The organism is Curtobacterium sp. MCBD17_034, from assembly GCF_003234515.1.
In the GTDB taxonomy this organism is placed as follows: Bacteria; Actinomycetota; Actinomycetes; order Actinomycetales; family Microbacteriaceae; genus Curtobacterium.
In genome coordinates this window covers 21,082-34,929 of sequence record NZ_QKTN01000012.1, presented here as the reverse complement: position 1 = coordinate 34,929, position 13,848 = coordinate 21,082, and the positions used below count along the sequence as shown (strand labels likewise).

Sequence of the window (13,848 nt, the reverse complement as noted above, 5' to 3'; positions counted from 1 at the left end):
CGCAGTCGCGGCCCGTCAGCCCGCCGTCGTCAGCGCCCCCTTGTCCGTCCCGAGCGCGAACACGTGCAGCAGCCCCTGGTCGGCGCGAGTCGGGAGCGTCACCGACGCGAGCGTCTTGCCGGCCTCCAGTGCGATCTTCGTCGTGGAGAGGTGCGTCCCGAGCCCCTGCGACGAACCGCCGGTGCTGTTGCGGTACTGCGTGGAGGCGGCGGTGCCGTTGCCGAATGACGGGCTGCTGGCGGTCCAGTCGCTGAACCCGACTGTGGCCTGCTGCGTGGTGCCGTCGGTGTAGGTGAGGGTCAACGGACCGGTCGAGGGACCGTTCGTCGCCGAGCCGATGATGCCGAGCTCGGTGGCTCCCGCGATGGCCGGGACCGCGAGGACCTGGCCGGCGGCGACGACGTTGTCCGGCTGCCCGGGGGTGCCCGCCCAGTCGTACTGGATGCCGTCACTCGTGACGGTCGCACCAGGCGTGAGTCCGCTGGCTGCCAGTGCCTGCGCCGAGTAGCTGAACCCGTACCCGTCGAGGTCGGCGGTCGACTGCGCGCTGTCGTCGGAGATGCCGGTGTTGTCGTAGTACGGAGCCAGGTCGCCGGGTCGGGCCACGAGCACGGAGGTGGTCACCGACGGGACCGCACCGGCCGTGCTGGAGAAGGCGAACGTGACCTGCTGGTTGCCGTCGGTGGTGCCTCCGGTGATCGAGACGGGCGTGCTCGCGGTGCCGCCCGCGCGGACGACGAGGGTGCCGGATGCCGGGCGGACGGTCAGTCCGGCCGGGGCCTTCGCTGTCCAGTGCACGATCTGGGGGCGGCCCTCCACCGACTGGATGCTGAGCGTGGTCGTGCCCGACGTGCCGGGTTGCACGGCCACGGAGGACGGGTTGGTCGAACCGGTCGCGGCGTAGACGGGTGCGCTCTTCGCGAGCAGGGCGTAGATCTCAACCATCGGCGCCGTCTGGTTCACGGGCGACTCGCCGCCCGAGGCGTCGGGGTCGTTGAACAGTCCGTTCGACTGGCGGTCCTCCACCCAGGCGGTGTCGGCGTAGGCGGCCGCCATCCGCGCGTAGCTCGGGTCGTGGTTGATCGCGGCCAGCCCGAACAGGTTCCGGAAGAAGATCGCGTTGAACACGTCGGGCTGGTGGTACAGGTTCCGGTTCGTGCCGTAGTAGCTGACCGAGGCGGCGGCGGTCTGTTCGGCCTGCTGCAGGTAGGTGCGGTTCCCGGTGCTCTCGTAGAGCAGCGTGCCCGCTCCGATCATCGTCCCTTGGTTGTAGCTCCAGAGGGTCTGGTCGATGCTCCCGTCCGGGCTGATGTGGTCGTAGTACATCCCGTTCGCGTTCATCATGCAGCCGCGGGCCCAGTTGTACATGCGGGTCGCCCACGTCAGGTAGTAGGGGTCACGGGTGACCTGGTAGATCTCGAGGCCCACCTCGGCGTTCGGGGCGTTGGAGATCGTGTTGCGCGGGGAGTCCGCGGTGTCCTCCCACATGACCCCACCCGGGCACGCGCCGGTCGAGTCGGTGTCCCACCCGCTGACCGCGAACTTGAAGACGCCCTCGGCCTGCGCCAGGTCCCGCTTCTGGTGGTCGATGGCGTACTGCTGCAGGAAGTCCAGGCCGACCCAGGCGTTGTCGTCGTAGTAGGTGGGCTGGTCGGGGCCGAGCGGGGGCAGCACGCCGGACGCGTAGGCCGGCGGCTGGGCGGCACCGGTGGGGCTGGTCTCGTGCGTGTCGTGGTAGGCCTGGATCCCCTGGTCTCGGGCCTGCAGGTCCCGGGCGTAGCGGGCTCCCACCCCGGGCAGCGATGCCACCGCATCGGTCGCGGCGAAGCCGTTGACGTCGTCCCAGAGGTAGCCGTACGGCTCGCGGGCGTCGCTGCTCACGTACAGCTTGTGCGCCGGGTCGTAGAGGTTCGCTTGCAACGCCTGGTAGGTCTCGACGGCGCGCTGCGTGTCCACGGGGTTCTGCTTGCTGGCGACCCCCGGCGGGAAGTGGTCCGGGGCCGGAGCGGCGAATGCCGCCGGAGCTCCTCCCAGAACGGCGAGGACGGCGGCGGTGGCGGTACCCGCCACGATCGCCCCTGCTCGGTTGCGTGCGCTTCGCTTCACGGTGGCTCCCTCGCTCCGGTCATCGTCGACGCGGAGATCGTTCCAGACGCTAACCGTCCACGCGCGAGCGCGTCAAGGAGGCCCGTCACCAGCGCATCACACCTGCCGCGACTCAGAACGGGCCGCCGAGGAGGAACGGCACCATCGGCGCCACCGCGATCACGAAGAGGATCACCGTGACGACAGCTGCGGCGACGATCGCGATCCCGCCGACCAGCACTGCCGAGAGCCCAGCGAGGGCTGCGAGACGAGCGGGGGTGCTCGTCTCGTGCACGTCCTGGGTCCCTCGTCCGAAGAGGTCGAGCATCGGATCCCCGGGGGCCGTGTCGATCGGCGTGGTCGTGTCCATGCTCGGAGTGTCAGGGGCGACGCCGTGTCCGAGCGTCGGTCGGGCGAGTGATGTCCGTGTGTCCCGGTCCTCCTGACGGCCGATCCCCGGCTCGACACCCTCCTTCGCGCGGGTTGCGGGCGCTCGGAGCGGGGAGCGCCGGTCGCCACGCGCGCTCCGCCCGCTCACTCGGACGCGAGGAACGCCGCGACCGCCGCCGCGACCCGCTCGGGTCCGCCGTGGTTCCACGGGCCGTCGTGGCCGAGCCCGTCGAGCTCGACGTGCTGTGCGTCCGGGAGGACCGTGGCGACTCTGCGGGCCGCCGCGCGCAAGAACGCGGGGCTGGCGGTCCCGGAGACCACCAGCACGGGCTTCCGGACCGTCACGTACTCGTCGAGGCGTCCGTCCACCTGCGCGACGTCGTGGAAGTCGTACCGGACGCCGGGCAGCAGCGACCGGAACGTCGGACCGCCTCGCCGGACGACGGCGTCGATCGCGATGACGAGCCGCGACGCGACGCGGGCGATGACGCGGGGCATCCGGCGGATGACGGCCGGCGCGGTCTCGGCGACGAGGAGGGAGTCGATGAGTGCGCTGGCCAGGTCGCCGCGCTCGATCTCCCCGGCGAGCCGGCGGACCCCGGCGCGGTCGATCCCGTCCTGGTAGAAGGGCGGCTCGTAGACCGCCGCCGCACGGACCCTGGGCAGGGTGCGGGCCGCTTCGAGGGTGATCACGGCTCCGGAACTCAAACCGAAGACGGCTGTCGCGCCGGTCGCGGCGAGGACCGCGTCGACGTCCTCGACGTCGCGGGCGATGTCGTGGTCGACGCTGTAGGGGCGAGGGCTCAGGCCGCGCCCGCGCCGGTCGACCGAGTGGACCGTGTACGCCGTCGACAGCGCTGCCGCGAAGCGTCGGTAGGCCTGCACGTCGGCCATGGCCCCCTGCACGAGGATGACTCCGGGGCCACTGCCCTGCGAGAGGAACCCGATCGCCGTGCCGTCGGCCGACGTGACGGTCCGCGTAACGACATCGGTCCGAGCCCGCGAGCTCCCCGCGCCGGTGCCGCCCCGTGCGCCGACCACCACGTACGTCATCCGTCCTCCAACTCCTCGCCACGATTCCCGCATCAGCATCAGCAAGCATCAGCATCAGCATCAGCATCAGCATCAGCATCCGCGTCGGGCGCATGCTGTCACTCCCGCACGAGCGGGAGCCAGATGTCGTCGACGATCTCCACGATCCGGCGGTCCGGCAGTGGCTTGAGCGACATCACGAGGTCGTGTCGGACCAGGTCGGACGGCAGCGAGGCGACCCCGTCCGGCCAGTCCCGCGCCGGGATCTCCCCGCGGGCGGCGGCCCGCTCGAGCATCACCCGACCGATGCTCGAGCGCCCGCCCAGCAGTCGTTCGCGGAGGTCCGCCGGCGACAGTCCGGTCTCGGCGTTGATGCTCGCCATGTAGACGCTGATCGCGGCCATGAACCCCGAGCGGTATGCGTTGAAGTCGCGGAGTGCGTGCAGGACGTCGCCCCGGAGCGAACCCGTGTCCACGAGCTCACGCCGCGAGAACAGACCGCCGTGCTGCAGTGCCGCGAGCACGAGGTCCACCTTCGCGGGCCAGCGCCGGTAGAGCACCGGTTTCGACGTGCCTGCGCGTGCTGCGACGCCCTCGAAGGTGAGCGCGGGGTACCCGACCGCCTGCAGCTCCTCCCACGCGGCGTCGAGCAGGGCCTCCTCGAGCTCGGGTCCGCGGCGACGCGTCTTCACAAGATCCACTTGCGTATCTTATCGCGGACGGATACGGTCGTGCTCGTTAAGAAACGCTCGCGTATCCAAGGAGCATCGTGGACCGGAACCTCTCCAGACTCGCCATCGCACTCGTCGTCGGGGCGATGGCACCGCTGTTCGACTCGACGATCGTCAGCGTCGCCCTGCACACCCTGAGTCATGACCTGCGCGTCAGCGTCGACACGATCCAGTGGGTGAGCACGGGCTACCTCCTCGCGATGGGCGTCACCGTCCCGATCGTCGGTTGGCTGCAGAACCGTTTCGGCGGGCGCCGCCTCTGGATGGCGTCGCTCGTCGTGTTCCTCGTCGGCAGCGTCCTCTGCTCGCTGGCGTGGGACGTCAGCAGCCTCATCGGGTTCCGGATCATCCAGGGCGTCGGCGCCGGTGCCATGATGCCCCTGCTGACGACCCTGCTGATGCAGGCGGCGGGCGGCCGGAGCGTCGGGAAGCTCATGTCGATCGTGTCGCTCCCCACCGCCCTCGGCCCGATCCTCGGTCCGGTCATCGGCGGACTCATCCTCGGTGCCGGCAGCTGGCCGTGGCTGTTCTGGGTCAACGTGCCGTTCGCCGTCGTCGGTCTGGTCCTCGCCTGGCGGTTCATCCCCGCGGACGGCCCCACCGGCAAGGCCAGGCTCGACGTCGTGGGGCTGGTGCTCCTCTCGCCCGCCGTCGTCGGCATCCTGTTCGGGCTGAGCAACGCGAGCCGGACCGACGGGTTCGCCCGCTTCGACGTCTGGGCGCCACTCGGTGCCGGCCTCCTGCTCCTGGTCGCGTTCTGTCTCTGGGCAACGCGCCGCCGCGACGCCGCCCTCGTCGACCTCGCCTTGCTCCGACACCGACCCCTCGCCGCCGCCGCGACCCTGATGTTCCTGATGGGCGCTGCGCTCTACGGCGGCATGCTGCTGCTCCCGCTGTCGTTCCAGGAGCTGCGCGGCGCGGACGCGCTCGATGCTGGGCTCCTGCTCATCCCGCAGGGCGTCGGGTCGCTGCTCAGCCGTTCCCTCGCCGGGCGGCTCACCGACCGGATCGGTGCTCGCACCGTCGCGATCGTGGGCTTCGCGATCGTGCTCCTGGCGACGATCCCGTTCGCCTTCGCCGACGGATCGACCAGCTCATGGTGGATCGGACTCGTCCTCGTGGTCCGCGGCCTGGGGCTCGGCGCGGTGATGATCCCGATCATGGCCGTCGGCTTCGTCGGACTGGCCCGCCCGGAGATGCCGCACGCCAGCACGATCACCCGCCTGTCACAGCAGCTCGGTGGCGCATTCGGTACGGCGGTCCTCGCGGTCGTGCTCGCCGGTGCCGCAGCCGGGAACGACGCGGCTGCGGCATTCCAGGAGGCGTTCTGGTGGGCGATCGGGGTCACCGCGTTCGCCACGGTGATGGCGGCGCTCCTGCCGGGACGCCGACCCGTGCCGCCGGCGCCCGGCACGCTGGCCCCGCAGCCGGCCGGAGCGTCGGTCGAGTGACACGAACAGGAGGGCACGAACGCACCCGGTGCGTTCGTGCCGTCCTGTTCCCGGCGCGGCTCAGCCCCAAGCAGCGGGCGTGGGCGCGTCGACAGGGGCGTTCAGCTGGGCCACGAGACCGGCGAAGTCCTCGAGGTGCCAGGTGGCGACGATCCTCCCGTCGCGGACCTGGTGCATGTCCATGGTGCGCATCTCGATGCGCTTGCCGGTGGGCCCGTGACCCATGAACGCGCCCTGATGCGTCCCCGAGACGGTGTTGCGGACAGCGACCCTGTCGCCCTGGACGATGACGTCCTGGTGCTCGACGCTGTAGTCCGGCATCGCGTGACGGAACAGCGCGATCTGTGCGGCCATGCCGGCCGGGCCCTGCTCCTGCCCCGGGGCGAGGGGGAGGCCGATCCAGTCCTCCGCCAGGACCTCGTCGTACACGGAGGTGTCACCCGTGCGGAAGGGCTCGTAGAAAGCCAGGACGATCTCGGTGGTGGTGTCGTGCTCGTTCGTGGTGCTCATGGGGTTCGGACCTTTCGTGGCGGTGGTGTGCGTGTTGGTGGTGGGAGAGATCAGGCGGCGGGGTGGGTCGACCGGCCGCCGGGCCGCCTCGGACGATGCGGCGCCGAGGTCACGCGAGTGCCAGGACGAGGCCGGCGATGACGAGCAGCAGCGCCGTGGTGCCGTGGACGCTGAGGGCCTGGCGGAGGGTGCCGCCGTTGGTGACGACGATGATCGCGTCACCGATCGGGGTGATCGCCGCAGCGAGGAGCGCCCAACCGAAGACGTGCGGTCCGGCGACGGCGAGGACGACCAGGGGCACGATGCCCGAGGTGATGTCGCGGACCCCCTTGATGCTCGTGAACGCGCGCCGACGGTCCTCGGCGACGCCGAACCCCGCTGTGGCGATCGCCGGCGCGATGAGGAACCGGCCGCCGATGAAGAGGATGAAGAGGCATCCGGCGATGGCGACGGAGAAGGCTGCGATGAACACGAGTGATTCCTTTCGGTGTTAGATAACGCTGATCTGCATTGACCGTAGCGCTTCTCGCCGACGATGTCTACCGGTGTTATCTAACTTCGCTCTGCTACTCTCGGAGCATGTCCCCACGACCAGCACCGGACCTCGACCACCGGCGCGACGAGATCGTCAGCGCCGCCCGCCGCGTCGCGGAAGCCGAAGGGTGGGAGGCGGTGACGATGCGCCGTCTCGCTGCCGAACTCGGTGTCACGCAGCCCGTCATCTACTCCGCGTTCGCCGGAGGCCGGCAGGCGCTCATCGACGCCGTGGCCCTCGACGGCTTCGGCGAACTCGCGGCAGCACTCGAAGCCGCTCCTGCCGAGCCGTTGCCGCGGATGCAGGCGTACCTCGACTTCGCCGTCGGCCGACCCCGTCTCTACGAGGCGATGTTCTCGATGCCGTCCGGGCTCGAGTTCGGCTCGGGGTCCGTTCCCGATGCGCTCCGACGTGGGTTCGCCGCGATCAAGGCGGCGTTCCCCGCTCCGGACGACACGGCGGCCGAGGTCGCGTGGGCCACGGTCCACGGGCTGGCGACGCTCGAGATCGGCGGGCGCCTCCCAGCGGTGCGATCGCGTGCCCGGCTCGACCACGCCCATCGAGTACTCACCGGGAGCTCGGGCCTGTGACGAACAACGCGAGGCGCGCCTCCGCGCTCTGCGGCGTCGCCGTGGCCATCAATGCTGCGGCCCGGCCCCGCTCCGGAGACCTCGACTCAGGGACCAACTGACGGTCGAGATCCAGCGGCTGACAACGGGAACGGACCACCCACTCGACGGTCGTTCGTACCGGAGATCGGATCGGCGAGGAGCCCCCGAGCCTTCTCGATCAGCGCAGCGAGGGCGGGAGGTGCCGACGCTCTTCGCCACGCCATCAGCACTTCGATCGGGGGAGCGTCGCGAACGAGCCGGAACGTGACCCCGGTTCGAGCGTGCAGTGCGGCAGTGGCCTCCGAGGTCATCCCGGTCACCTGACCGGCGGCCACCAGCGTCAGCCAGTCGTCCACGTGCCGGGTGTCACGGAACGCCGCCGGGGCCGAGATGCCTGCCCAGAGGTCGGCTGTTGTGGTCCCGGTGCGCAGATCGATGCCGACGGTGCGGCCAGCGAAGTCGGCCAGGGTGACGCTCCGGCGTCGCGACAGGGGATCGTCGGAGGCGAGGGCCGCAAAGCGTCGCTCTGCGCCGATGGGAGCCGAGTCGAAGCGAGGATCATCGAGAGGACGACGCAGGATCGCGACGTCGACGCCGCCCTCGGCAAGCCCCGCGGTCGGGGTGTTGCTCTGCACGAACGAGAGTGCCGGCTCGAGGTGCTCTGCCGCCCATTCGCGCTGGAACCTCGTCGTGTGTCGGCCGAGGGCCGACCATGCATAGCCGATGCGGACCTCGGTGCTCGCGCGCGGAGTGAGGTCGCGCAGCGATTCGACCTCGTCGAGGATGCGGCGGGCGTGATCGACCACTCGCCGTCCCTGCGGCGTCAGCTCGAGCGAGCGCGTCGTCCGGCGCACGAGCGAGAAGCCGAGCGCCGTTTCGAGGGCTTGCACCGCTCGTGAGACAGAGGCCTGCGAGACGTGGAGATCGATGGCCGCGTCGGTGAAGGTCCCGGTCGACACCAGCGCCACGAGTGCGCGCAGCTGAACCAGAGTCACGTCCATGCGTCCAGCGTATAGATCGTCGTGGTCTGCATTTCCCGATCGCGCAGCCGCGAAGCACTGTGGTCACCATGACGGGAGAAGTGGTGACATCGGGCGGTTCGGTCAAGGTGCCCGGAGGGGCGGTCCTCGCCCTGCTCGGCAGTGCCGTGAGCAACCAGGTCGGAGCGGCACTGGGGAATCTCGCCTTCGCTCGTGTCGGCCCGCCGGGCGTCATGGCCGTGCGGCAGCTCATCGCCGCGATCTCCCTCACCGCCCTCTCGCGAGCGAACCTCGCCCGGATGTCGTGGGGGCAGTGGTGGCCTGCGCTGTCGCTCGGTGGGGTGTTCGCCGTGATGAACCTCAGCCTGTACACCGCCATCGGGCGGATCGGACTCGGCCTCGCCATCACGCTCGAGTTCCTCGGACCGGTCAGCGTGGCCCTGGTCGGTGCACGGTCGTGGCGGGTGGCCGGTTGCGCGGTGGGTGCGGGCGCGGGTGTGGTCCTGTTGGTGTCTCCCGGTCCGTCGACCGACTGGATCGGCGTCGCGCTCGCCTGCACCGCGGCCTTGTGCTGGGCCGCGTACATCGTGCTGAACCGGGTCGTGGGGAGCCGGCTTCCGGGCCTCCAGGGACCTGCCGTGGCGAGTTGCGCGTCTGCGCTGGCCTCCCTGCCGATCCTGCTGTCGCTGCTCCTGACCGGGCGGTTCGACGTGTCCACCAGCGTGCTCTGCACGGCAGTCGGCGTCCTCTCGTCTGTGGTCCCCTACGCCACCGACGTGGTGGTGCTCCGGCGGATCCCTCAGTCGTTGTTCGGGATCGTCATGAGCCTCAACCCGGTCGCCGCTGCTGCCGTGGGGCTGATCGTGTTGGGGCAGCAACTCGCTCCGTGGCAGTGGGGCGGGATCGTGCTCATCGTCGCCTCTGACGCGGTGGCCGTGGCCAGGTCCGGACCTCGTTCCCGTCCTGGCAGCCGCTGAAGCCCCTCCTGTGCGGCGACATCGCCAGGAGGGATCGGCAGGAGCGGGGAGCGGCAGGTGCTTCGCTCGAGCCCGTTCGACGAGCACGTCCCTCTCCCGGCTCGTGGCCCGGAGAGGGACGCGGAGCAACGCGCTCAGGCTGTCTGCGTCAGTTCGGTCACGAGCGCGCGGGCCTCGCCGCTGGATCCCAGGGGCACGGCACGGCTGGGGACATCGGCGGCCCGGGAGAGCGCGATGGACACGTCGCCGACCTCGCCGGCGGACACCTGCTCCGGCTCGCCATCGACGAATCGGGTGCGGACGGGGCCGAGGACCAGGGCGTGGATCCTGCGGTCCGGCGTCTCGGCGGCCAGGACGCGTTGCATCATCAGCAGCGCGGCCTGCTCCATGCTCACCAGCCCGCTGCCCGGAACGGGGGACGTGGCGGACTGGCCGACGACCACGGTGTACGCGCCGAGTCCGCTCAGCCGGGGCACGATCGCCCGTGCCAGCGCCATGTGCGCGGTGGCGAGGCCGGTGAACGCGGCCCCCCAGTCGTCCTCGCGGATGCCGGTCAGGGGGCCGCCCTGCCACCATCCGCCGACCGGCACGACGACGTCGTCGATCCCGCCGAGCCGCTCGGTCATCTGACGGCCGAGCTCGTCCGCTCCGATGAAGGAGGTGTAGTCGTGCGTCGGCAGGTGCAGCAACGGCGAGACCCCGAGATCGCCGAGTGCAGCGCGCAGCTCCGTGCCCCGCTCGTCCGAGCGAGTGGGAACGACGACATCGGCGCCGGCAGCGAGGAACGCGCGGACGACACCTTCGCCGACGCCGCCGGTTCCGCCGGGGACCAGGACGCGCCGACCGGCGAGTGCAGCGGGGGATGGGATGAATGGCATGAGAACTCCTTGGTCCGACCAATGTTGGTGGCACCAACGCTAGCACCAATTCGTTGGCTGCACCAACTGATAGTCTCGGTGCATGTCGGTTGATCCTCGACCTCCTCACGCGCTCCGCACCCTCGTCAGCTGGCAAGCCGCACGGGTGGCGACGATCGGTACCCGCCTGACCGCTGCGCGCATGCCGCTCGAGGCGCGTTCGGACTTCGCGGTGCTGTCCGCGCTGCAGGAGTACGGCCCGCTGAGCCAGGCGGACATCGGCAGGGTGCTGGGTCTGGACCGCAACAACGTCAACGGCATCGTCGTCCGGCTCGACGCCGACGAGTCCGTGCTCCGGACCCCTGACCCGGCGGATCGACGGCGGAACATCGTCACGATCACGGCGAACGGCGGGGAACGACTCGCCGATCTCCGAACGCAGGCCGACGCCGTGCAGGACGAGCTCCTCGCAGCACTGTCCCCCGCCGATCGCGACGCTCTCGTCCGCCTCCTCGGCGATGTGCTGGCAGCCCATCCGGCGCAACCAGCGTGACGTCGTCCTGACGGTCCCTCGGGGGAGGCGCGGAGAGCGCCCTCGAGCCGGTCGCGCGCTCGTCGAATCCGCCACCACGACCGCCGAGCCACCGATGGCCGGGAGCGTGTGCTCCCGGCCATCGGCGTTCGATGGTGCCCTGGACCTTACTGAGCGGTCCCGTTGGTGTAGGTGGTGACGGTCTGCGGCTGCCCCGTGTTCGCGCTCGTGGCGGCGGGCCCCTGGCCGTCGATCACGTGGTCGATCGTCCCGGCGTTGCTGTTGAGCGCGACGGTCGTGAGGTCGTGCATGACGACCCCGGGCGTGTTCGGCACCTCGAACGACTGCGTCGCGTGGAGGGTCGGGTCGACGTTGGTGTAGATGTAGCTGCCGAGGCCCCACGCTTCGTGCGTCCGGACGTCGTCCGCGACCTTGTAGGCGGCGTACCCGTTCACCCCGTCGTGCTGCCACGCGGCCTGGTTCGGGGCGTCGTACGGGAGCTCGTTCTGGAAGAACACCGTCCGACCGCGCTCACCGTTCCAGATGACGTTGTCCTTCTGGTAGTGCTCGACGAACAGGCCGGTCGCGGTGACGTCATCCCCGTTCACGACGACGCCGGTGTCGGCCGTGTTCACGGTCCAGCCGACGGAGCCCGCCACGCCGTGGTCGGCGCGCCAGGCCCAGATGTCGTCGAGGATCGTGTCGTCGCTGTTCACCTCGAGGCTCGTCGTGGCCTTGCCGACGTGGGGGCCGCCGACGCGGAAGAACACGTCCTGCAGGGCAGTGGGGTCCGTGGCGCTCGCCACGTGCTTGCCGCCCTTGTCGTGGCCCGTGCCGACGCGGAGCAGCGTCGGGGAGTTCACGGCACCGGCATCGAACGTCAGGCCGGCGATGTCGACGCCCTGCACGTCGGCGACGGTCATCGGGACGGCGCCGTTCTGGGCGGTCAGCGTGGCCATGCCGAGCCCGAGGACGACCGTGTCCGCTCGCTTGACGGCGATGCTCTGTGCGACGTCGTAGACGCCGGGGGTGACGAGCAGGTCCTTGCCCTGGGCGAGTGCGGAGTTGATCTTCGCGATGGAGTCCGACGGGTGGGCGACGAAGAAGCTGCTCAGCGGCAGCGACTGCCCGGGCGTGTGCCCGTTGGCCCACGTCGTCCCCGCCGAGTTCGTTCGCGCGCTGGGCACGAACACCCGGTAGGCGCCGTTCGCGTCGACGTAGAGGTACGGCTTCTCACGCGATGCCGGTGTCGTCGCCAGCGTCGTGTAGGGCTGCTGGGGGAACGACTGCGCCGGCGCGTTGACGTCGCCGGAGAACACCTGGTTCCACACGCCGTTCGACCAGCCGGCGCCGAGGTCCGAGTTGCGGACGTAGAACTGCTGCTGCGATCCGTTGAGCGCCCCGCCCTGCAGTTCGGAGTCGGCGACGAATCCACCGCTCGCGTAGTTCGGGTTCTCGCAGTACGGCATGAACGTCGTGTAGTCCTCGACGTGGACACGGCGCATCGGCGCCGCCTGGGACACCGCCCACATCTCGCTGCCCGTGTGGCACGCGTCCGCGGTCGGGACGACGTGGATCGTCAGGTTGGAGACCGATCGCCAGAACGTGTCGAGCGCGCCGCTGCCGTCGGTACCGGTCGCGGTCACGCCCCCGTTGATGGTGACCCCGGACGGGTCCTGCCCGAGACCGTCGACCTCGGTGTAGTAGCCCACCGGGATGTCGAGCGGGTTCGTGCTCGATCCGTACGTTCCGGGCTCGAACAGCAGCGCGTACCGCTGCGTGCCCATCTCGTTGGCGGACTGTTGCGCGGAGATCGCGTCGACCTTCGCCTGGATGTCGGCCTGCGGCATGTCGGGGGAGAACACGACGACGTTGGACCCGAACGCGGAGGAGGGCGGGTTCGGTGCAGCGACCGCGGTCTGGGTGGTCGCGAGGACGCCGAGTGTGGCGGCGCCGACGGCGATGGCGGCACCGAACAGGCGACGGCGTGACCGCCTCGTCCGGAGCGTGTGTGTCGGTGAGGAGGGCATCGTTGACCAGCTTCCGTTGCAGCGGCGGCATCGCCGTCCGCCCGCGGACAGCAGTGTCCTCGGGGCGGGCGCCATCGGCCGCCTGGGTGAAGAGTGTGAGCACTGTATCAACGCCCTGGTCGGTATGGACACCGGTCGGCTCCGAGGACCAGCGCCGGAGTGGGCAGCGGCAGACGCAGCAGCCCGCCTGAGTGCCGTCCCCGGAGCCGGAGAACGATGGAGGCCCTGACCACGAAGGAGAACACGTATGAGCAAGGTCTGGTTCATCACCGGCGCGTCCCGGGGCTTCGGACGCGAGTGGGCGGAGGCCGCCCTGGAACGCGGCGACAGCGTCGCCGGGACCGCCCGCAACCCGGACGACATCGTCGCACTCGCCGAGCAGTACCCGGACACGTTCCTCCCGATCCGTCTCGACGTCACCGACCGTGACGCCGACTTCGCGGCGGTGCAGCAGGCGGCCGAGCGCTTCGGGCGCCTCGACGTGGTCGTCAACAACGCCGGCTACGGACAGTTCGGGATGATCGAGGAGATCAGCGAGCAGGAGGCGCGCGCCCAGCTCGAGACGAACCTGTTCGGGGCCCTCTGGGTCACCCAGGCGGCGCTCCCGATCATGCGCGAGCAGCGGTCGGGCCGCATCATCCAGGTGTCGAGCATCGGCGGGATCAGCGCGTTCCCGATCACCGGCATCTATCACGCGTCGAAGTGGGCGCTCGAGGGGTTCAGCCAGTCGCTGTCCCAGGAGGTCGCCGGCTTCGGCATCACGGTCACCCTGATCGAGCCGGGCGGGTTCTCCACGGACTGGTCCGGCCCGTCGTCCTCGACGAGCGCCGAGATCGACGCCTACGCCGACGTCCGGGAGGCCCGCAACAGGAGCCGTGCCGCGGCGAGCGCTGGTGATCCGGCGGCCACCCGTGGGCCGATCCTCCGCATCGTCGACGCCGAGGAGCCGCCGCTGCGCGTCTTCTTCGGGTCGGCGCCGCTCGGGATCGCCGAGAAGGACTACGCGAGCCGACTTGAGACGTGGCGCGCATGGCAGCCGGTCGCCGAGGAGGCGCACGGCAGCTGAGCGCCGTCGCCCCGGCGCGGTCCTCCGTGCACCGCCGGGGCGACGCGGGAGCGGCTGAGCG

The 13,848-nt window shown here is 70.5% G+C and carries 14 protein-coding genes; 5 read left to right on the top strand and 9 right to left on the bottom strand.

Going from position 1 to position 13,848, the window contains the following annotated elements; all coding sequences use genetic code 11:
• Positions 1 to 15: 15 nt before the first annotated feature.
• From DEI92_RS14875 to DEI92_RS14860, 4 genes are all read right to left on the bottom strand, one after another.
• Entirely contained in the window at positions 16 to 2,106 is a 2,091-nt protein-coding gene (locus DEI92_RS14875; protein ID WP_111014051.1) for a glycoside hydrolase family 76 protein, read from the bottom strand.
• A 112-nt stretch (positions 2,107 to 2,218) separates the two neighbouring features.
• The gene (locus DEI92_RS14870; RefSeq protein ID WP_111014050.1) at positions 2,219 to 2,455 is read right to left on the bottom strand and encodes a hypothetical protein; all 237 of its coding nucleotides are present in this window, start codon (positions 2,453 to 2,455) and stop codon (positions 2,219 to 2,221) included.
• Between the two features lie 164 nt (positions 2,456 to 2,619).
• A complete protein-coding gene (locus DEI92_RS14865) occupies positions 2,620 to 3,528 on the bottom strand; it encodes an alpha/beta fold hydrolase (protein WP_181434964.1) in 909 nt (302 codons plus the stop codon).
• Positions 3,529 to 3,626: 98 nt separating this feature from the next.
• On the bottom strand, positions 3,627 to 4,208 hold the full coding sequence (locus tag DEI92_RS14860) for a TetR/AcrR family transcriptional regulator (RefSeq protein WP_220037507.1): 582 nt from the start codon (positions 4,206 to 4,208) through the stop codon (positions 3,627 to 3,629).
• A gap of 68 nt (positions 4,209 to 4,276) precedes the next feature.
• Between DEI92_RS14860 and DEI92_RS14855 the strand changes: the two genes are divergently transcribed.
• A complete protein-coding gene (locus DEI92_RS14855) occupies positions 4,277 to 5,689 on the top strand; it encodes an MDR family MFS transporter (protein WP_258370225.1) in 1,413 nt (470 codons plus the stop codon).
• 60 nt (positions 5,690 to 5,749) lie between these two features.
• Here DEI92_RS14855 and DEI92_RS14850 read toward each other — a convergent pair whose 3' ends face one another.
• Together DEI92_RS14850 and DEI92_RS14845 are read right to left on the bottom strand one after the other, a co-directional pair.
• Positions 5,750 to 6,199, bottom strand: a complete 450-nt coding sequence (locus tag DEI92_RS14850; RefSeq protein WP_111014047.1) for an ester cyclase — start codon at positions 6,197 to 6,199, stop codon at positions 5,750 to 5,752.
• A 109-nt stretch (positions 6,200 to 6,308) separates the two neighbouring features.
• Entirely contained in the window at positions 6,309 to 6,671 is a 363-nt protein-coding gene (locus tag DEI92_RS14845; RefSeq protein WP_111010937.1) for a DUF4267 domain-containing protein, read from the bottom strand.
• Positions 6,672 to 6,778: 107 nt separating this feature from the next.
• Between DEI92_RS14845 and DEI92_RS14840 the strand changes: the two genes are divergently transcribed.
• Positions 6,779 to 7,324: a TetR/AcrR family transcriptional regulator gene (locus DEI92_RS14840; RefSeq protein ID WP_111010938.1), complete on the top strand. Its 546-nt coding sequence runs from the start codon at positions 6,779 to 6,781 to the stop codon at positions 7,322 to 7,324.
• 86 nt (positions 7,325 to 7,410) lie between these two features.
• Here DEI92_RS14840 and DEI92_RS14835 read toward each other — a convergent pair whose 3' ends face one another.
• On the bottom strand, positions 7,411 to 8,346 hold the full coding sequence (locus tag DEI92_RS14835) for a LysR family transcriptional regulator (protein ID WP_111014046.1): 936 nt from the start codon (positions 8,344 to 8,346) through the stop codon (positions 7,411 to 7,413).
• Between the two features lie 68 nt (positions 8,347 to 8,414).
• On the opposite strand from DEI92_RS14835, the gene DEI92_RS14830 reads away from it, so the two are divergent.
• A complete protein-coding gene (locus tag DEI92_RS14830) occupies positions 8,415 to 9,302 on the top strand; it encodes a DMT family transporter (RefSeq protein WP_111014073.1) in 888 nt (295 codons plus the stop codon).
• A 134-nt stretch (positions 9,303 to 9,436) separates the two neighbouring features.
• Here DEI92_RS14830 and DEI92_RS14825 read toward each other — a convergent pair whose 3' ends face one another.
• Positions 9,437 to 10,180 (bottom strand): SDR family oxidoreductase, encoded by a 744-nt coding sequence (locus DEI92_RS14825; RefSeq protein WP_111014045.1) that lies wholly within the window; start codon positions 10,178 to 10,180, stop codon positions 9,437 to 9,439.
• Between the two features lie 145 nt (positions 10,181 to 10,325).
• Between DEI92_RS14825 and DEI92_RS14820 the strand changes: the two genes are divergently transcribed.
• Positions 10,326 to 10,712 (top strand): MarR family winged helix-turn-helix transcriptional regulator, encoded by a 387-nt coding sequence (locus DEI92_RS14820; protein ID WP_181434962.1) that lies wholly within the window; start codon positions 10,326 to 10,328, stop codon positions 10,710 to 10,712.
• A 146-nt stretch (positions 10,713 to 10,858) separates the two neighbouring features.
• Here the strand turns inward: DEI92_RS14820 and DEI92_RS14815 are convergent, their stop codons facing one another.
• Entirely contained in the window at positions 10,859 to 12,721 is a 1,863-nt protein-coding gene (locus DEI92_RS14815) for an adenylyl cyclase (RefSeq protein WP_111014043.1), read from the bottom strand.
• A 247-nt stretch (positions 12,722 to 12,968) separates the two neighbouring features.
• On the opposite strand from DEI92_RS14815, the gene DEI92_RS14810 reads away from it, so the two are divergent.
• Positions 12,969 to 13,787 carry an SDR family oxidoreductase gene (locus DEI92_RS14810; RefSeq protein WP_111014042.1) on the top strand — a complete coding sequence of 273 codons (819 nt, stop codon included), beginning with the start codon at positions 12,969 to 12,971 and terminating at the stop codon, positions 13,785 to 13,787.
• Positions 13,788 to 13,848: the final 61 nt, after the last annotated feature.

Excerpts from the sequence above, each read along its gene's own strand:
- DEI92_RS14830 (WP_111014073.1), top strand. The coding sequence starts at position 8,415 with ATGACGGGAGAAGTGGTGACATCGGGCGGTTCGGTCAAGGTGCCCGGA.
- DEI92_RS14870 (WP_111014050.1), bottom strand. The coding sequence starts at position 2,455 with ATGGACACGACCACGCCGATCGACACGGCCCCCGGGGATCCGATGCTC.
- DEI92_RS14840 (WP_111010938.1), top strand. The coding sequence starts at position 6,779 with ATGTCCCCACGACCAGCACCGGACCTCGACCACCGGCGCGACGAGATC.
- DEI92_RS14825 (WP_111014045.1), bottom strand. The coding sequence starts at position 10,180 with ATGCCATTCATCCCATCCCCCGCTGCACTCGCCGGTCGGCGCGTCCTG.
- DEI92_RS14835 (WP_111014046.1), bottom strand. The coding sequence starts at position 8,346 with ATGGACGTGACTCTGGTTCAGCTGCGCGCACTCGTGGCGCTGGTGTCG.
- DEI92_RS14865 (WP_181434964.1), bottom strand. The coding sequence starts at position 3,528 with ATGACGTACGTGGTGGTCGGCGCACGGGGCGGCACCGGCGCGGGGAGC.
- DEI92_RS14850 (WP_111014047.1), bottom strand. The coding sequence starts at position 6,199 with ATGAGCACCACGAACGAGCACGACACCACCACCGAGATCGTCCTGGCT.
- DEI92_RS14810 (WP_111014042.1), top strand. The coding sequence starts at position 12,969 with ATGAGCAAGGTCTGGTTCATCACCGGCGCGTCCCGGGGCTTCGGACGC.
- DEI92_RS14815 (WP_111014043.1), bottom strand. The coding sequence starts at position 12,721 with ATGCCCTCCTCACCGACACACACGCTCCGGACGAGGCGGTCACGCCGT.